This is a genomic window from Chitinophaga sp., assembly GCF_035761305.1.
GTDB lineage: Bacteria > Bacteroidota > Bacteroidia > Chitinophagales > Chitinophagaceae > Chitinophaga.
On the sequence record NZ_DASTRI010000271.1, the window covers coordinates 1 to 18,074 of the forward strand.

The window sequence follows — 18,074 nt, forward strand, 5'->3', positions numbered from 1 at the left end:
TATGATAACTATCACCTTTCGGATTGACACACATCATTTCCCCTCCCGCCTGCCTGTTGTTCCTTTGAGCTATTAATTATCTCAAATCCATAAACATTGTGGCTCACGACGTACCACAATAATGGTTCCTAAATGCAACCTGACACACAGCTGCTACTTATCCAGGTGGCGGCTTTTTTTTGCTGAAATCAGAAGGCTGTAATGTAACGTATACGGTTAAACGTATGTTGACAGCCATCACCCCATATTATAACAAAAATCACATTCCGTTATGATGCCTGTCATTTCATGAAACCTGCTACTGATCTACTTTGCATCGTAAATACAACACCATGAAAACACATTCCTCACACAGCAGGATCAGCCCTTTAATATTGCTGCTTTGCATGCAGCTTTTTGGAGCAGCCGCCATAGCCCAGGTAAATTATCACAGTCAAAATGTACATACTACTGTTAGCGGCACTTCTACCCTGCACGACTGGACAATGGAAAGCAAACAGGGAGAATGCTCCGCTACGTTCAGTACAGACGCCAGCGGCCAGCCCACCGGCCTCACTGCCATGCGCTTTACCATGCCTGCCCAGGCCCTGAAAAGTGAACATAGCGGCATGGATAAAAATGCTTACAAAGCGCTTAAGGCTGATAAGGCGCCCAACATTACCTACCAGCTCACCAGCGCCACCCTGGCGGCCGACGGCAGCATTAAATGCCAGGGCAGGCTTACCATTGCCGGCTTTACGCAGGATGCTGAGCTGCTGGCCACTGTAAAAGTAAATGCAGATAAAAGCATTACGGTAAAAGGCAGTAAAAAGATCAGCATGAAAAGCTTTAACATGGAGCCTCCCTCATTCATGATGGGCACCGTTAAAACCGGCAACGATGTTACCGTAAGCTTTGAGCTGACGTTAAAAAAATAAACCACCAAAGATAAGTTCACCATCCTCTCATCTCTAAATCACCCTCACATGAAATTGCTCTTTAATAAACCGCTCCTTTATTGCCTGTTGCTGCTGCAGCTGCCGGCAGCCCTGATGGCGCAGCAGGTACAGGTTAAGCCGGATTTTCCCAATATGCGCCGGTACGACCAGCAGGGCATTAACGTATTTGAGGACCCGAAAGATACCGCAGCCGTATTTGACGGCCTGAAGCTTAAATTCGGCGCCGGCTTTACACAACAGTTCCAGAACCTGAAGCATAAAAACCCCGATGCGCTGAACAACGATGCAGGCTCCTTTTCCAACGGTGAGTCCAAAGCCGGCAACAAGCTGAAAGTGATCACCGCAGGCTTCCAGACCGCACAGGCTAACCTTTACATGGATGTGCAGCTGGCCGACGGTATACGCCTGAACGTTACCACCTACCTTTCTTCCAAGCACCACAATGAGGCATGGGTAAAAGGCGGCTTCATACAGTTCGACAGGCTGCCCTTCAAAGGCCAGGTATGGGACAATATTATGAAGGTAACCACCATCAAGGTAGGCCATTTTGAAGTGAACTACGGCGACGAGCACTTCCGCCGTTCAGACGGCGGCCACACACTGTACAACCCCTTTATGGAAGGCTACATCATGGATGCCTATGCCACGGAAATAGGCGGCGAGATCTATGTTAAAAAGAACGGCCTGTTTGGTATGATCGGCGTTACCAACGGTATGATAAAAGGGAATGTAGACTCCCTGTATGCGGCTGCCAACCCCGATGGTAAGCTGCACAAATCGCCCTCCCTTTTGCTGAAAGCAGGCTTTGATAAAATGGTAACCAGCAATGTGCGTATGCGTTTAAGCGCCTCTTACTACGGTAACCAGAGCAGCGGCAGCAACACCCTGTATGGCGGCGACCGCAGCGGCTCCAACTACCAGTATGTGATGGAGCTGAACTCAGCCAACCCAAGCAGCAGCACCGGCGCAGGTACGCCCCTGGCTTTCTCCGGCCGGCTGAACCCGGGCTTTACCAAAAAGATAAACGCCTTTATGTTCAACGGGTTTGTTAAAACCCGCGGCCTGGAACTGTTTGGCACCTATGAAACCGCCTCCGGCAGGAACGCGCGTGAAACAGCCGCCCGCAATGCCAACCAGTATGCCGTTGACGTAATATACCGCTTCTTTAAAGCAGAAAACCTGTTTGTGGGCGTACGCTATAACAACGTGCACGCACAGCTGGCCAACAATGCGGCCGGTACCGGCGCAGGCCCCGTTAACTACACCGGCAAGGTGAATGTAGACCGCCTGGCATTGGGCGCCGGCTGGTTCCTCACAAGGAATGTGCTGCTTAAAGGAGAATATGTGATACAGCAATACAAGCACTTCCCGGTGGCAGACTATCGCGCCGGCGGCCGGTTTGACGGTTATGTAATTGAAGCTTCGGTAGGCTTTTAGCCGCATCCGGGCATAATCATGAAAGTCAGGGTGCTGCTACCGGTATGCTGACTTTCTTTCTTTTTTACCTTCTATTTTTTGTACCATGTTCATGCAACATTTACCGGCCCTGCTCCTTACATATGTGCTTTGCGCGCACAGCCCGCAGCTGCCGGGCAGCAATAACCAGGAAGCCCCCGAGAAATGGATTGTTACCAAAGGCTGCGCCCTGCAGGTGAACGGGCGCACCAATGTAAATACCTTCCGCTGCGCCATTAACAGCTATGCGGGGCCAGATACGCTTACGGTACAGCGCAGCTGCCGCAGGGCGCAGCCCGTAATGCTCAGTGGCTGCATTGGCCTGCCTGTTACCGGCTTTGACTGTATGAACAAAACCATGACCAACGACCTCCGTAAAACCCTGAAGGCAGATGAATACCCCCACCTGCGCATTACCTTTGTAACCCTGCAGCAATACCCGCCGGACAATACCGCGGCAACCAGTACGTGCGGCGCCGTTATTATTGAGCTGGCAGGCACCGCCAGGCAGTTCAACATTAACTACCGCATATCCAGGGATGCGCAGCAGCTTATACACCTGGAAGGTACACAGGTGATCCGCTTCTCCGACTTTAACCTTACCCCTCCCAAAAAATTCGGCGGCATGGTACGCGCAAACGACCTGCTGGAAGTACAGTTTGACCTCAACTTTAAAAAGGCATAAAAAAAAGGTACTGACCAGGAAGAATGATCTCACATTCTTCCTGGTCAGTACCAAGTGACTCAAAGCTTCCTTATTACCAGGGCTTATGCCGGCTGGTATAATTTCCCGAACCTTTCATAATATGCTTTTTCCAGGCTTTCCCGGTGCGCCGGGTGCGCTATGCTGATAAGCAGCCGTGCGCGCTGCTCCATGTTTTTCCCGTAGAGGTTCACAACACCATATTCCGTTACTACATATTGCACATGCCCGCGGGTGGTTACCACGCCGGCGCCTGGTTTCAGGCAGGGCACAATGCGGGAGATACCATCTTTAGTGGTGGAAGGCAGCGCTATAATGGGTTTGCCGCCTTCAGACAGGGCAGCGCCCCGCATAAAGTCCATTTGTCCGCCGATACCTGAATACTGGTACATACCAATGGAGTCGGCGCACACCTGCCCGGTCAGGTCTATTTCAATAGCGCTGTTAATAGCCACTACCCTGGGGTTGCGGCGTATCACATCACTGTCGTTCACAAAAGATACGTCCATAAGACTTACATACGGGTTGTTATCCACAAAGTCGTACACCTTGCGGGTGCCCAGTATAAAGCTGCTTACAATTTTGCCGCGGCGCACCGCTTTATGCTCGTTGGTAATAACGCCGCGTTCTACCAGCGGCACTACGCCGTCGGAAAACATTTCGGTGTGCAGGCCCAGCCCCTTGTGATGCTCCAGCTGCTTCAGCACCGCATCCGGTATACCGCCTATGCCTACCTGCAGGGTAGCGCCATCGTCAATTAAACCTGCCACATACCGGCTGATCTGTTCCGCGGTATCATCTATTTTAGCGGAATAGCTTACTTCGGGCAAAAAGGCCTCTTTCCACACCATAGCGTCAAAGCGGGAATGGTGCACTACCCCGTCGCCCATTACGCGGGGCATCAGCGGGTTTACCTGCGCAATCACTTTTTTGGCGCTGCGCACGGCGCTGATGGCCGCATCCACAGAAGTGCCCAGTGTGCAGTAGCCGTGCTGGTCCGGCGGGGAAACCTGAACAATGGCCACATCCAGCGGCAGAAATCCTTTTTCAAACAGGCGGGGTATTTCGCTCAGGAACACGGGTACGTAATCGCCGCTGCGGGTATTTACCCATCCTCTTACGTTGGCAGATACGAACAGGGAGTTCAGGTAAAAGCTTTTCAGCACCCGGGGGTGGTTCCAGTTGATTTGCCCGTAGGTGCTGATAGATACCAGCTCTACATCCTGCAGCTCCCCTGCCCTTAGCAGCAGTGTGTTCACCAGCTCCAGCGGGGTGGCTGCGCTGCCGTGAATAAATACGCGGTCGCCGCTTTTTATAAGGGAAAGGGCTTCCTCCGGTGTCTGGTATGTGGTGTCGGTTGCTTTCATGTAATTGTATTTTAGCTGCAAGCTACCGCGTGCGGGAATGGCTGGCAATGACGAAGGTTACCGGGAGCGGTGACGGAAATCAGTGTTTTGCGGCTGCGGCAGCCTTAATCCATTGCCATGGACTTAAGAGCTATCAGCAGCATTTCTTTCTGCTTGCCCTTTAGCTTAATGGAGCCCAGCGACTGCGTAACAAAATTGCCGGCCAGGCGCAGGGAAGCCACCAGGTCGCCAGATACAATTACCTCTTCATTAAACTCCTTGCACATGTTCTGTATTCGCGAAGTAGTGTTCAATACATCACCGGAGTAGGTAATATCCCTTTTAATGATGCCTACTTCGCCGGCAACCACTTTTCCGCAATGGATGCCTGCCTTAAAGGACGGAGCTACCTCATACTGCCGCATGTACTTGTGGTGCAGCTGCTGCAGCTGCCACTTGATATCAAAGAAGCACTGCACGCATTTACTGTTTTGTATGCCTTCGTCATACTTCCAGGCTACGATCACCTCATCTCCTACATATTGATAGATCTCTCCCTTGTTGTCCAGTATGGGGTTGGTAATATCCGTGAAAATGTCTTTGAGAAAGGCATGATACTTTTTATCGCCCAGCCGTTCGGCAATAGTGGTGGAAGCGTTCAGGTCAAGGAACATGAATATCCGCTGTTCTTCCCTGGGAGTATTGTATTTGCCGCGGAGGATGTTCCAGAAAACACCCTGGCCAAACTTGTTGTTGATCTGCAGGAACAGCTGGGTAACGGTAACTACAATGCCCCATACCATACAGTTCTTCATGATCCTGTAAGGGTCTGATGGTATGCTGAATAACCGGAGGAGCAGGTTAACGATCACGATCACCAGCAGGAAACAAAGCGCTACTGCCAGAATGGTGTAACCATATGATTTGTCCCTGAACCGCACATTCACAAAAAAAACGAGAAAGCTGCCGCCTAACAGCGCGCCGGTAAGGGCTGCGCCCATGTTAATGAGTATCGCTTCCGGAAGCGTATATTTTGGCACCGGCGGAACAGCATTCATAGTAGAAAGCGCTAGGTGGTCGTAGAACGGGATCAAAAAGCCTATGATCAGCCATACCACTGTAATAATGGCCAATTGCTGCAGCTGGTAGGTAGTTCTCCTGTTCATGATCAGATTAAGGGGGTTTGCTCCCTCAATATATCTATTTTCAGGCAAAACCGGCGTACCTGCTGCTTACGGGTGCGCGATGAACACCGGCAGCGTTACCAGCTTTACCACCGGGGCCGCATGGCTGGGCCACAGCAGGTTTGATAAGGTGCTGCGGCCATAGGCGCCCATTACAACAAATGCATTGCGGCGGGCCAGCAGGTGCTCAAGCAGCCTTGCTTTTACATTGGCGTCTTCCAGCACCAGTATTTCAACATTATCATAGTGCGCTTTCAGCCACTCTTTGAGCCTGTATTTGCTTTCGCCCAGGGTTTTGCCCGGTTCCGCAACATGCAGCAGCGTAGCCTTGCGGTAGTGCAGCTGCGGGAAGATATAGGTGAACTGTTTAATGGCATATACAGCGGAGCGGGTGTTATCGCAGGTAAAAATAATTTCCTGTATATCATCAAATGCTTCGGGGGCTATTATTACCGGGCATTCCGCCTGTTTCAGCAGCTCCTTTAAAAAGGCGGAGGGGGCTGTTTCCCTTACTTCACTAAAGGAAATGGCAGGGTCTACCACGATAACATCCGCATACCGGCTTTCCTTGATGGCCTCCTGTATGGGCGCGCCGCCATGGCGGTGCACACTGCAGGTAATGCCTTTAAGGTTACAGGTTTCCTTAAAATAACGGATATTCTCTTCGCAATAGCCTTTGCGTATTTCCCTGGCAACAGTATCTGCCACGCTCACGCTGAAAGCGGTTTCCTGTATGGTTTCCCAGGCACGCTGCTCCAGCTGGGGATTTTCCAGGAAAATGCCGGTTAACATGGCGCCGGTAATATTGCTTAAAGCGCATGCGAAGTCAAAGCATTGGCGGTTGAACTGCAGGGCGTCGGTTACGTATAGCATCTTTTGCATAAAATAACTTTTTAAGGTTAAGAAGGGATCACAGGGGCTAAATTAGATGCAATCCCGGCTGCAAAAAATGACAGCACGCAGGCCGCATGCTGATTATAATCACATGCGGTTGCGGCACACCACAGTCAGGCGCCGTACTGATGGCGGTCATTGTTGTGCGTGCGTTCCTGCGTTACTTTTGAAAAAAAGCAGTTATGGAAAAGATCATATTAGTAATATCCGGCGATAAACCCGCCCCTAATGTGCTTGACTTTGCCTGCCAGCTGGCTGGCATTACCCGGGCACGGCTTACCGGCTTTTTCTTCCAGTCGCAGCCCATACAAAACACACAGCTGTACGGCCTTCCTTTTGCAGATGCTTTTGCAAATACGGATCAGCCGGAGCAGGAGCTTTACCAACACAAGCTGGATGCGCTGCTGGAATCGTTCCGGCACACCTGCTCGGAGAAAGGCATTCCTGCATCTGTCCATCACACCGAAAGCGGCGTGCTGGAAGCGCTGGTAAACGAAAGCCGCTTTGCCGACCTTATTGTTGCCGATGCCGCCACTGCCGCGTTGGATGGGAATGATGTGCCCAGCTCTTTTATGAAACAGCTGCTGACCGAAGCTAAATGTCCCGTAATAGTGGCGCCGGCCGCCCCCATGCTTATTGAGGAAATTGTGTTCTGCTACGATGGCAGCCCTTCATCCATACTGGCTATGAAACAGTTTTCCTACCTGCTGCCGGAGCTGGAAGATAAAAAGGCATCGGCCGTACAGGTAAAAAAAGATGACGATATGCCTGACGAGGAAAGAAGGCATATTACCCACTGGCTCAGCAACCACTACATCTATTCCGGTTTTACGGTAATAAAGGGCAGCCATGCCGGCGATGAGCTGTTTACCTACCTGCTTAAAAAACCGAACGCTATTGTTGTAATGGGGGCTTATGGCAGAAACCTTTTATCCATGTTCCTGCGCCGCAGCCAGGCCGATCTGCTGATACAGTCGCTGGCTTACCCGGTATTTATTGCGCATGTTTAAACCCGCGCAGCGCTAGTCGGTTATTTTATGATCCTTGTTCACCGGCTGCCCGCTCCATATTTTTACGGAGGTCCAGGGTGCGGCCGGCGCGGTCCAGAAAACATTATCTGCCGGTAACCCCAGCGGCAAAAATGCCAGCGTGGCCATATACAGGCTGCCGGTAGAAGTATAGGTATCGGCCACTGTGGGCTGGTGCCCGTTAAACCCCAGCACCAGCCAGTTATTGCTGTCGAAGTTTTGATTGCCATCATACAGCTTGTGCAGCATGGCGGTAAGCGCGCAGCGAACCTGCGCAGGCGTTATGGTGTGCGGCAGCTGCTCCATCAGCGCTGTTTGCGCCAGCGCCTGGAAAGCGCCGCTGCGGTAGGGAATGGAGCGGCCGTAGGCCGGGAAAGTACCATCCGGCGCTATAATACGCTCCTGGTATTCCGAATACCGTGCCATGTGTTTTACTGCCTGCTCATATTTTTCATTCCCTGCTTTTTTATGGCGTACCAGTATTTTGAGCAGGTCAACCAGCATGGGGTGTATTACAAAGGAATTGTAATAGTCCATGCTAAAGTGCGGCCCGTCTGAATACCAGCCGTCGCCTACATACCATTCTCCTGTTTTATTTACGGCAAACTGTATACGGGCGGGGTCATAAGCTTCTCCAATATCCAGCAGAAAGGTTTCTGTAAGGCCGGCAAACAGCAGCCAGTTATTATAGCCTGCGGCGCGGTTGCGCAGGCATTTAAAGCTGTTAATGTAGTGCTGTTTGGTGCGCGCGTTCAGCGGTTCCCACAATGCTTTGGGCGCGCGTATAAAGGCATGCGCCAGGAAAGCGGCATCCACAATGGGCTGGCCTGCGGGCACGTTAAAGCCGATGAAATCCGGGCTGCTGCTGTCGGCAGCGTTGGTCAGCGCTTTTAGCGCGGCGGTGCGCATTTGTTTGCGTAACGCTCCTTCGGGGGTAGCATCGTCGGGCAGGGCCAGCCAGGGCGCAACGCCTGCGAGTGTTCTGCCCAATGCTTCCAGGTAGGTTACGGCTTTTACATTACCGTTGTAGCCCGGCGCTTTTTCCAGCGGCATATTCTTTTGCAGCGTATTATGCGCCAGGTTGTCTATTACCGGCCAGGCTATGTGCTGCAGCATATGCACCCAGGCGGCGCGGTCTTCGGCGCCGGTGGCGGTTTTTTGCTGCGCAGCAGCGGTAAAGGCGGTAAGATAAAAGGTAATAGCCAGCAGTAATGTGTTTCCTTTCATAACGGGTTGGGTTAGTATGGGGCTAAATATACAATAACAGATGGAGCTTTGCAGCATAATGCCAGGTACCGCTTTTAAAATGCGCCTGTACGTAAACAATAAACTTTTGTATCTTTAATAAGTATCTATCCTAATCCATTCCCTCAAATATGGACCAACATTTTACCTATCGCTCACCCGTTTCCTCCCGCGCCGCCGCAAATCATTCCGCATCTTCGGGTATTTCCAAACGCGCTCCTGTACCTGTCCAAATGTTGCCTGGTTCGGAGCCTGTTGTTCAGCGCAGGATAATGGTAGGCAAAGAGCAGCTTGACTATCCTGATGCAGAAACGGCCTTTCATGCGCTCAGGTCTACATTCAGCCAGGCTAACGGCCGCCGCTTGTATAATGTGCTGCTTCAGCTGAATGCAGACAATATGCAGTACCATAATTTCATTAGCCTGAAATCCGATGTAGAAAGACAAATATCCACTACAGGGCCTGCCCCTGCAATGGATATTGAGAACGTGATGGCGAAAGATAACCTGGCGGAATTTACAGCCGCGCAGGATAAGTTCCAGATAGGGCTAACCAGTATGGACGGTTTGCAGAGCGCGGGATTTGAATTTGAATTTGCCTCGTTCAAAAAAACGCCGGCAGCAGAATATACAAAGGAAGAGATCATTCCTTCCCACCAGCTGATGGGAAGCGCAATGAAGATGGGCGATTATTTTAACCTGGCCTGGCGGCTGGAGTCCGACTCGTACAATACGCTGGAACTGGTTACGCCGCCGTTCGTATTTCCTAAAACCAGCGAAGGAAGCGGTAAGCTGAGAAGCACGAAGGAGCTGATCAACCATACCCTGGCCGCCCTTGCAGACCAGCTTGGCACTACTGCTACCCTGCCCGAAACAGCCGGCAGGCTAACAGCCGCAGGCCTTGGAAATGGCTGGCAAATCCAGGGCGCCTATAAGAACTTTGGCGTGACTAAGAATGCAAAAAGCGGGGGTAAGGTATATGACCAGATGAATATTTCAATGTTCCCGGAGGAAATAGGCGCCATGCTGGAAGAACGGTTCAGTAAATTTGACATCCATTCAAGCGGCTCGTATGTAAATGGATTGCCTGAAAATACAGCACGGCGGATAAGAGAAGCATTTGGCCAGGTTGGCGGGAACATACCAACTGCAGTTACCAATGCAATAGCAGTGTTCTCAAGGTATGCATCCAATGCAGTGGCCATTCCCAGTATGCGCCATCGCCAGGACACCGGCCAGCGTAAAGATACAACCCCCACCGACGTAAAGGAAACCCTGGGTATATGGGTAAAAACGGATGCGCTAAACCTGATCAGGCCCATTTTATCAACGCCCACAGATATGGAGCTGTTTTGCCAAACCCTTGTTAAAGCAAGGGAAGGCATCCTGAATATCTTCAGAACAGAGGGAGCAAGAATGATTCGTGCAGAAGAGCCCCCGCCCGTTATGATGCCGCCCACAAGTTCCGGTGGAGGGCTTACATTACTGGATGCTATAAAGCAGGTGATGTCACAGCACCAGCTGCAAAAGGGAGATCCGCGGATCATGCCGCTGGCTAAAAAGCTGCAGGCGCAAAGCACAAATAATACGCAGCCACAAGCACCGCAACAGCCGTCAGAAGCGCCTGCTGTTACAAAAATGAAGGAATATGTTGAGCTAATGCTGGCTGAAACAGCTGCTTTTATCCAAAGAGCGCTGGAAGTGGGTACGCATGTAGAAAAAGCGCCTGGCTCCACCACCAGTGAATTCCTGGAAGAGCGGTACGGTACCGGCGAAGGTGTAAGAAAAGGAACTTATCTTAAAAACGTACCTACCACTGCCGGTGCAATGTATGTGACCGAGATACGCGACCAGCAATAAAAAACCAGGTTCCTTACACAATCATGTTATATAAATATTACTAATGTGTTGTACATTAGAGTACAACGATTAGGTATGATATACAAACATGACATTGAGAATCTGCAGTTCAACATACTGCGGATTGGTGACTATGAGCTATGTGTTTTTGCCCGTATGTTTGACCTGGGCATTGGTATCAGCACGGTACGCAGCCGCCTACAGAAATCATTTATTGCTACTTTCCCGGCAGAGAAGAACGACGAAGCCATTCATCACCTGTATTGCCTGCTGGCGGAGGTTTTACGGCAAAACCCCACCATTGCGCCGGAGGCATTGGTGCTGCCTGGCAAAAGCATTGCGCCGGAAGGGGTAAAAGTTTCACAGTACCTGCAGTCCCTGCTGGTAAGCCCCTGCGAAACACTGCCGAATATTCCCATGGCCACGCTGGACCAGATTGCCGCCATTATTCACGGCCACATACACCAAAGCAAGGCAGGGCCGCCGGTGAACAACTAAAAGGCGCTCACTCATGAGGCCGCCGGTAATACGTTTGTGGTAATGAAGCGGTTAGCCCGCATTCCTGTTTTAGCGTAACTTTTCTATTTCCTTTTCCAGGTGTTGTTTTCCGGCGCCGGATTTTGTTAAGCTAACAGCCTGCCTGTAATGGCGGATTGCCTTATCATTATCCGACCCGGCATACAGGTAGCCCAGTAAAGCGTGATACTGGTTGTTACTATGCAGGTTTAATTTCAGGGCTTCGGGTATGGCTTTATCGTTTCCATAAACTTTTGCAAAGGCGAACGTTCTGTTCAATGCGGTTATTGGCGAATACTCAATAAGCACCAGGTGATTATACAACTGTAAAATGTGCTGCCATTTATTTTCAGCCGTGGTGGTATGCCAGTAAGCAATAGCTGCCTCCAGGTGATATTTTGATACTTCCTTACTTTCAAAAGCATTTACCAGGTAGTAATTGCCTTTTTCTATCAGTGCCTGGTCCCACAGGCTTTTGTCCTGCTGCTCAAGCAACACGGCTTCTCCTTTATCGTTTGTTCTTGCATCTATCCTGGAGCTTTGAAAGCACATGAGCGCCAGCAGCGCATTTACCCCGGCGGTGTTGGTCAGCGGATCTCCTGTTAATACCAATGCCAGCCTGATGGCTTCCGAGCAAAGGTCTTTCCTGATAAGCTGATCATTTGTTTTGGAAAAGTACCCTTCATTAAACAGCAGATACACTGTTTTTAAAACCGTATGCAGCCGCGATTGTATGGCTGTTTCGCTAAGACGTTTAATTTGAAAATTATCTTCACGAAGATTAGCCCTGGCCCTTTGCAGGCGTTTTTTTATGGTTTCGGTTTGGGTTAAAAAAGCATTGGCGATTTCCTCCACGCTAAAGCCGCAAAGGATCTGCAGCGCCAGGCAAACCTGCGCCCCGGCCGAATTAGCGGGGTTGCAAACCGCAAAAATCATTGCCAGCTGGCTATCGGCAATATCCTGGCTGCTAAACTCAAAATCAGGTGGGGCTTCAATTTCATCCGGTTTAACGGTCCGTTTCACCTGTGTTTCAAAAACGGAAACATGCCTGAAGTAATCCCTGGCCTTATTTTTTGCAACGGCATAAAGCCATGCAACGGGGTTTTCAGGAAGCCCTTTCACGGCCCAGTTTTCGGATGCTTTTAAAAAGGTTTCGCTGGCAATGTCTTCCGCAATGGCTATATGCTGCAAATCGAACACTTTGCACAGTACGGCTACAATTTTACTGTACTCTGTTCTGAATAAATGCGGAATAATATCGTTCTGCTGCATGGTTGAAAAAGGAAAAGCCCCTGTAAAATATACAAAGGCTTTTAATAAGCATTACAATGGGTTAATTTCCCTCACCTCCACGCTACCGCCGAAAGAAAGCACCGGGCAGTCCTGGGCCAGCGCAGTGGCTTCTTCCAGTGAGGCTGCTTTTACAAGGGTGTAGCCCATAACGGATTCCTTGATCTCTGTATAAGGGCCGTCTGAAATTACGCTGTCGCTTTTTAATACCTTACCCGAAGGCTGTAAGCGGTTTCCCCGGTCTAATAACTTGTTTTGGGCCGCAATACCGGCTACCCAATTCATCCATTTTTGCGTATTTGCCTGCATTTGTTCAGGCGACGCTTTGGGCAGTGACTGGTAGTCGGCCCGGAATACGAATAAGAACTCTTTCATCTTTTTAAAATTTTTGATTCACCCTCATAACGGTTGAACTATCAGGAGGGGGACAAAATTTATTTTTTTCTGCTCACCATCCTCCCTGGGCGCCACCGCCTCCGCCGGTGCCGCCGCCGAAGCCAAAGCCCTGCCCAGGCGCCGGCTCACCGGAATAGGTTTCCGCTATTGCCAGGGACTCGCCCTGCGCTTTTCCGGGCAGATGGCGCTTGCCGGTATCGCTGCCGGTAAAGCCATGCCTGGGTGTGCGCAGGTAACGGATAAGCACATATGCAACCGCAATCATTGCCAGGCCGCCAGCGGTCATTTCCAGCTCAATGGGCGCAAGGTGGTGATAGTACTTTATAGTGAATACCATGGCGGCTATAAGCAGCAGCCCGGTGCGCAGCAGTATTACATTTTTCTTCCACACTCCGGCTGCAATGTAAGCCAATGGTATCAGCACGGTGCACAGCCAGAACAGCCATGCGCCGGGAATGCTTTGCCCGGGCTGCAGATCAAGGTTAAAGCATGCGTTGCCGGCTTCCCGTACTACAAAATAGTTAACACACAGGCAGCCGGTAACCAGGGTGGTAACCTCCGCGGCAGCACCACAGGCGCGGTAATGCCGCAGCTTTGTTTGCCCCTTTGTTTTACTTACCAGGGCATACAGGATATATGAAGCTGCTGTTAGCAGCAACGGCGTTGCAACACGGCCGGCGCTGCCCAGGTGAATACTGGTGTAAAACAGGCATGCCAGCAGGGAAAGCGCCGCAGCTACGGTCATTAACCAGCTGGCAAAGCGCAGGGCGGCAAAGGCTGTTACGGCAAAAATAAGCAGGCAGTGTGCTGCATAAGGGCCATTGCCTGGCAGCAGGGCAATAATGCCGGTGAGCAGCAGCGCTGCGCCGGCCACCAGCAGGGCGTCGTCCACACCTGAGTGGTAATGCTTCCGGTCCCGCACTATCAGCTCCAGGACGCCGCAGGCAACAAGCCCTGAAAAAATGAGCATAGCCTGCCATGACCTGCCGGATATTTCCCCGAACATTACTATCAATAGCAACAGGGAAAACAGCACCACTGTTAATGTTAGCAGGAATAATCCAATGCGTATGTAAATGTTAGGGGTATAGAACGGTACAGGGCAGGCCTGGTTTATACGATCCCGCTCCTCCCGGCTAATGCAATGCTGCTCAAAGGCAGCAGCCGCCTCCTGCTGCGTGGTGCGGTTATCGAGCCATTCCTTATTATATGCCAGCATGCTGTTTGATCTTTTTGTTAAGATGAATAAGGAGCAGTATGAGTCCTATAGCAGAACCAATGAAATAGATCAGCCCCAGGTAAAGCGCACCCATGCCTGAATTATCCATCTTCATTAATAAATGCAGCACTACATCGGAAACGCCAATATAGCCGTACAACGTAAGTATCAGCATAAAGTAAAAGGAACGCTGCCGCAACGCATACCAGTAAAAAAACGCTGCCAGCGCCGCAAGCAGCAGGAACCACCCGTAATACACCCGCTCAAAATGGAACATGGCGGCCAGCGTGGCTATAAACAGCACATGCGCCCCGATATTTACATACGTAAAGCGGAAATGTTTTTTAATATACTTATAGTAAGTAATCTCGCCGGCGGCTACCAGCAGCACGCCCAGCGCAAGGCCGGTGTAAATAAGGGTGCTGCTGTTAAAATCATTGTCGCGCAGTATGTGTAAAGGTGTTACTACAATGCCCATCCATGCGGCCAGGTTGGTAATGGCCAGGCTCAATACGCCCAGGTGGTCAAAATAGTAAGCGCTGAAGAACAGTACTACCAGGGGAATAAATCCAGCCAGCCGCAGGTGGTTGCCGAAAACAGCATACTGGTATTGCAGGTACGCGATGAATGAAACAAAGGTAAGGCAGGCCAGCAGCAGCAGGTAATCGGAAAGCGCGGCCGGCGCAGCCACCCTGTTAAAGGAAAACGGCGGCGTTTTTTTGTAGCAGTAGTAAAAGCAGCCGGCGCTTACGGCAGCAATAAACAGCAGTACAACCTGGTGCCCGATAGTATCTATATGTTTGTAAACCAGTATGCCCAGTCCTGTACTTAACAAAAGCACGCCAAGGTAAAGCGTGATCCTCAGCTCGGCGTGCAGGGAAAACAGCTTTCCCGCAGCAGCGGCTTTTACTTTCCGCAGGCTGTCTTCGCTGATAAGTCCGGCTGTGTACAGGCGCTCAAATAAGTTGGAATGCATTGTGCATAAAAATAATATGTTTCAATGTATAAAAAATGCTTCATCTGCAACTAATATGGTATTTATTTTATTTTTCTTATCCCTACTTTTGAAACCGACCATAGAGCCCTCATTTTTATTACTATCCTATGCCGATGCCCAGCGTACTGAGTCAAACCTGGTCATGGAGCACTTGTGAATCGCAACTGAGGTATAACCAAAAACCGGGAGTATTATGGGCGCTGTTGTTTTTGATGCCAGCCTTGCTGCAGGCGTCCCGGGCACAGGCTGTAATACTTCCGGCAGGTACGATCACCAGCTCCAGCCTTTTTGAAGACAGTACAAACATACCGAAACTTACACTTACACACAGGGACATATCCTGCAATGGCCACATGGACGGCAGTATTACCGCAATAGCTTCCCGCGGTAAAGGCGCTTACCGGTATAGCCGCGACGGGCATACCTGGCAGTCCGGTCCTGATTTTACACAACTACGTGCAGGCACATACACCATTTATGTGCAGGACAGCCTTCAGCACCTGGGCAAAGCCACCGTGCAGCTGCGCGAGCCTGCCGCCCTCACCATCAGCGGGCAGCATGCCGCTGCCTCCTGCAATGGTAATGCGCAAATATCGGTGCAGGCAACGGGTGGTACACCGCCATATGTATATAGCCGCGACAACGGCCGTACCTGGCAGCAAGCCAATTCCTTCACGCAGCTATTGCCCGGCGATTACAGCATACTGGTAAAGGATCAGCATGGGTGCACAACGGGCACTAGGATGCACCTGGCCGCTCCCGATCCTTTGGAAATAGCAACAGTTATCAGAAATGCCACCTGTTATGAAAGCAGCAACGGCAGCATTTCCATAAAGGCCGGTGGCGGCGGGCTGCCTTACCAGTACAGCATAAATGGCCTCACTTGGCAGGATGACGCTGTATTTACCCACCTGCCGCGGGGGATATATACTGTTTTTGTAAAAGACCATAATGGCTGTATTCTTGAAAAGAAAGCGGAAATAACTGCGCCGCCGCCGCTTACCATGCAAACGCAAAACCAGGACGCCAGCTGTTACGGGTATACGAATGCCGCCATTACCATACAGGCTGCAGGAGGCACACAGCCCTACCGCTATAGTAATAACGGCGGGCTTAGCTGGCAGGGCACACCGGATTTCCAGGGCATTTCCGCAGGCGCATACAAAGTAGCGGTAGCAGACCGCAAAGGCTGCCGTATATACGATACCGTAACCCTGCACGCGCCTGCCTATTTTCACATTATCAGCGCTACCGGCGTTTTTAACGGCGGCCCGGAATGTGGCATTGCAGTAATAGCGGAAGGCGGTACGCCGGACTATAAGTATCGTATTAATACCAGGCAGCAATGGCAAAGCACGCCTGTTTTTGACAGCCTGGTTCCCGATACCTATTCGTTATACGCCCAGGATGAACATGGATGCAGCAGCGGCCTGCGGTTAACGGTAGCTACTTCCGACGTAGTGCAGCTGTCTGTTACCAGCTGGGGCGCTTCCTGCTACCAGGGCACTAACGGGCGTATTATCATTAAACCGGAAGGCGGTACAGGCCCTTACCGTTACAGTGCAGACAGCGGCGTTACCTGGCAAAGCGCGAACGGTTTTTACAGGCCGGCCGGCACGTACCAAATACTGGTAGAAGACAGGTACGGCCACCGGGCACACAGCCAGGTAGCGGTAGGCGAGCCTCCCCTGCTTACGGCCAACGCACAGGTAAGCCATGTAACCTGTTATAATGCCAATAACGGCAACATTATTCCCCTGCCTGCAGGCGGCAGCCCGGCTTATAAATACAGCCTTGACAACGGCGCTACCTGGCAGGCAAAGCCTGCGTTCACAGGGCTGCCCGGGGGGCATTATACGCTCCTGGTGCAGGATAAAGGCAACTGTAAAGCCAGTACAACCATAGACCTGCATGAACCAACGGCCCTGCACATTACAGCAAAAGCAAGCCATGTAAGCTGCTATGGCGGCAACGACGGCAGCATTAACATCACTACGGAAGGCGGCACCCCGCCTTACCGGTACAGTAATGACCGTGGCCTTACCTGGCAGGATGCATCGTCTTATACACAGCTGAAGCATGGCAGCTACGGCATCTACGTAAGGGATGATAACGGGTGTATGGACAGCGCCGATATAACCATACAGGAACCCGCCGCGCTGGCCTTACGGCCGGCCGTACAGCACATCGGCTGTTACGGCGCAGGCAATGGCAAAATAACACTGGCTGCCAGCGGCGGCACTTTACCTTACCTGTACAGCATGGATAACGGCAGCTTTCGTACAACGCCTGTATTTGACACCCTTGCCCCCGGCATGTATATGGTAGCCGTACAGGATGCCAACGGGTGTATATCATCCGGCCCCGCCACTATTACGCAGCCCCATCCCCTGGCGCTGAAATTTGTTTCAGCTGCAAACGGCTGTTCCTATATAGGCGGACAGCTATCTGTAAAAGCCAGCGGAGGCACCCTGCCCTATACGTACACGTTAAATAATACAGCGCTCAGCAACGCCAGCGGCGAGTTTTCGGGGCTTACCGCGGGCAGCTTCACCGCATTGGTAACGGATGTGAACGGCTGTGCCGATACCATAGCGCCTGTAAACATTCATGTATCGCCTGAGCTGACGATGGTGCTGGATGATAAGCAGGATATGCAATGCGACGGCATTCACCCGGGCGCCGTACGTTTTCATGCAGCAGGCGGCACACTCCCCTACCGGTATAGCCTGAATGAAAAACCGGTGCCGGATGGCAACATCCGCACACTGGACAAAGGCGAGTATAACGCTATTGTGCAGGACCAGTATGGCTGCGTGGCAGCACAGGCGTTTACAATTAAGCTGCTGGATGAAGATTGCGAACTAACCATGCCTACCGGCTTCTCTCCTAACGGCGACGGCCAGAACGATATTTTCCGCCCCGCGTTATACGGCAATATCCGCAATTACCAGCTGCAGGTATTTAATGTATGGGGAAACCTGGTATTTGCGCAAAACGATCC

The 18,074-nt window shown here is 51.2% G+C and carries 15 protein-coding genes; 7 read left to right on the top strand and 8 right to left on the bottom strand.

What is annotated here, in order from left to right:
- The first annotated feature begins 332 nt into the window (after positions 1-332).
- The 3 genes from VFS25_RS22800 (at position 333) to VFS25_RS22810 (ending at position 3,078) form a co-directional block, all read left to right on the top strand.
- Positions 333-917, top strand: a complete 585-nt coding sequence (locus tag VFS25_RS22800; protein ID WP_326464491.1) for a YceI family protein — start codon at positions 333-335, stop codon at positions 915-917.
- A 48-nt stretch (positions 918-965) separates the two neighbouring features.
- Positions 966-2,375, top strand: a complete 1,410-nt coding sequence (locus VFS25_RS22805) for a hypothetical protein (protein WP_326464492.1) — start codon at positions 966-968, stop codon at positions 2,373-2,375.
- Between the two features lie 91 nt (positions 2,376-2,466).
- Positions 2,467-3,078 carry a hypothetical protein gene (locus VFS25_RS22810; RefSeq protein WP_326464493.1) on the top strand — a complete coding sequence of 204 codons (612 nt, stop codon included), beginning with the start codon at positions 2,467-2,469 and terminating at the stop codon, positions 3,076-3,078.
- 83 nt (positions 3,079-3,161) lie between these two features.
- Here VFS25_RS22810 and VFS25_RS22815 read toward each other — a convergent pair whose 3' ends face one another.
- The 3 genes from VFS25_RS22815 to VFS25_RS22825 all read right to left on the bottom strand — a co-directional run bounded on the left by VFS25_RS22815 (position 3,162) and on the right by VFS25_RS22825 (position 6,508).
- Entirely contained in the window at positions 3,162-4,463 is a 1,302-nt protein-coding gene (locus tag VFS25_RS22815) for an acetyl-CoA hydrolase/transferase family protein (RefSeq protein WP_326464494.1), read from the bottom strand.
- Between the two features lie 104 nt (positions 4,464-4,567).
- A complete protein-coding gene (locus tag VFS25_RS22820; protein ID WP_326464495.1) occupies positions 4,568-5,608 on the bottom strand; it encodes an adenylate/guanylate cyclase domain-containing protein in 1,041 nt (346 codons plus the stop codon).
- 66 nt (positions 5,609-5,674) lie between these two features.
- Entirely contained in the window at positions 5,675-6,508 is an 834-nt protein-coding gene (locus VFS25_RS22825) for a universal stress protein (RefSeq protein ID WP_326464496.1), read from the bottom strand.
- 194 nt (positions 6,509-6,702) lie between these two features.
- Between VFS25_RS22825 and VFS25_RS22830 the strand changes: the two genes are divergently transcribed.
- Complete coding sequence (locus tag VFS25_RS22830) at positions 6,703-7,530, top strand: universal stress protein (protein ID WP_326464497.1); 828 nt, start codon at positions 6,703-6,705, stop codon at positions 7,528-7,530.
- Positions 7,531-7,542: 12 nt separating this feature from the next.
- Here VFS25_RS22830 and VFS25_RS22835 read toward each other — a convergent pair whose 3' ends face one another.
- Entirely contained in the window at positions 7,543-8,775 is a 1,233-nt protein-coding gene (locus VFS25_RS22835; RefSeq protein ID WP_326464498.1) for a DUF2264 domain-containing protein, read from the bottom strand.
- A gap of 149 nt (positions 8,776-8,924) precedes the next feature.
- Between VFS25_RS22835 and VFS25_RS22840 the strand changes: the two genes are divergently transcribed.
- Both VFS25_RS22840 and VFS25_RS22845 read left to right on the top strand, forming a co-directional pair.
- Complete coding sequence (locus VFS25_RS22840) at positions 8,925-10,652, top strand: hypothetical protein (protein ID WP_326464499.1); 1,728 nt, start codon at positions 8,925-8,927, stop codon at positions 10,650-10,652.
- Between the two features lie 75 nt (positions 10,653-10,727).
- The gene (locus VFS25_RS22845) at positions 10,728-11,150 is read left to right on the top strand and encodes a hypothetical protein (protein ID WP_326464500.1); all 423 of its coding nucleotides are present in this window, start codon (positions 10,728-10,730) and stop codon (positions 11,148-11,150) included.
- Positions 11,151-11,219: 69 nt separating this feature from the next.
- Here VFS25_RS22845 and VFS25_RS22850 read toward each other — a convergent pair whose 3' ends face one another.
- From VFS25_RS22850 to VFS25_RS22865, 4 genes are all read right to left on the bottom strand, one after another.
- Positions 11,220-12,440, bottom strand: a complete 1,221-nt coding sequence (locus VFS25_RS22850) for an RNA polymerase sigma factor (RefSeq protein ID WP_326464501.1) — start codon at positions 12,438-12,440, stop codon at positions 11,220-11,222.
- Between the two features lie 51 nt (positions 12,441-12,491).
- Positions 12,492-12,833 (bottom strand): YciI family protein, encoded by a 342-nt coding sequence (locus VFS25_RS22855; RefSeq protein WP_326464502.1) that lies wholly within the window; start codon positions 12,831-12,833, stop codon positions 12,492-12,494.
- Between the two features lie 73 nt (positions 12,834-12,906).
- Positions 12,907-14,073 carry a hypothetical protein gene (locus tag VFS25_RS22860; RefSeq protein WP_326464503.1) on the bottom strand — a complete coding sequence of 389 codons (1,167 nt, stop codon included), beginning with the start codon at positions 14,071-14,073 and terminating at the stop codon, positions 12,907-12,909.
- Complete coding sequence (locus tag VFS25_RS22865) at positions 14,060-15,049, bottom strand: DUF2157 domain-containing protein (protein WP_326464504.1); 990 nt, start codon at positions 15,047-15,049, stop codon at positions 14,060-14,062. Before VFS25_RS22865 ends, VFS25_RS22860 begins: the two co-directional genes overlap by 14 nt.
- 374 nt (positions 15,050-15,423) lie before the next feature.
- Here VFS25_RS22865 and VFS25_RS22870 point away from each other — a divergent pair.
- The coding region (locus tag VFS25_RS22870; RefSeq protein ID WP_326464505.1) for a gliding motility-associated C-terminal domain-containing protein at positions 15,424-18,074 on the top strand (2,651 nt) is incomplete at its 3' end.

Bases quoted from the DNA above. Each gene is read 5' to 3' on its own strand.
- VFS25_RS22800 (WP_326464491.1), top strand. From the start codon at position 333: ATGAAAACACATTCCTCACACAGCAGGATCAGCCCTTTAATATTGCTG.
- VFS25_RS22805 (WP_326464492.1), top strand. From the start codon at position 966: ATGAAATTGCTCTTTAATAAACCGCTCCTTTATTGCCTGTTGCTGCTG.
- VFS25_RS22810 (WP_326464493.1), top strand. From the start codon at position 2,467: ATGCAACATTTACCGGCCCTGCTCCTTACATATGTGCTTTGCGCGCAC.
- VFS25_RS22815 (WP_326464494.1), bottom strand. From the start codon at position 4,463: ATGAAAGCAACCGACACCACATACCAGACACCGGAGGAAGCCCTTTCC.
- VFS25_RS22820 (WP_326464495.1), bottom strand. From the start codon at position 5,608: ATGAACAGGAGAACTACCTACCAGCTGCAGCAATTGGCCATTATTACA.
- VFS25_RS22825 (WP_326464496.1), bottom strand. From the start codon at position 6,508: ATGCAAAAGATGCTATACGTAACCGACGCCCTGCAGTTCAACCGCCAA.
- VFS25_RS22830 (WP_326464497.1), top strand. From the start codon at position 6,703: ATGGAAAAGATCATATTAGTAATATCCGGCGATAAACCCGCCCCTAAT.
- VFS25_RS22835 (WP_326464498.1), bottom strand. From the start codon at position 8,775: ATGAAAGGAAACACATTACTGCTGGCTATTACCTTTTATCTTACCGCC.
- VFS25_RS22840 (WP_326464499.1), top strand. From the start codon at position 8,925: ATGGACCAACATTTTACCTATCGCTCACCCGTTTCCTCCCGCGCCGCC.
- VFS25_RS22845 (WP_326464500.1), top strand. From the start codon at position 10,728: ATGATATACAAACATGACATTGAGAATCTGCAGTTCAACATACTGCGG.
- VFS25_RS22850 (WP_326464501.1), bottom strand. From the start codon at position 12,440: ATGCAGCAGAACGATATTATTCCGCATTTATTCAGAACAGAGTACAGT.
- VFS25_RS22855 (WP_326464502.1), bottom strand. From the start codon at position 12,833: ATGAAAGAGTTCTTATTCGTATTCCGGGCCGACTACCAGTCACTGCCC.
- VFS25_RS22860 (WP_326464503.1), bottom strand. From the start codon at position 14,073: ATGCTGGCATATAATAAGGAATGGCTCGATAACCGCACCACGCAGCAG.
- VFS25_RS22865 (WP_326464504.1), bottom strand. From the start codon at position 15,049: ATGCATTCCAACTTATTTGAGCGCCTGTACACAGCCGGACTTATCAGC.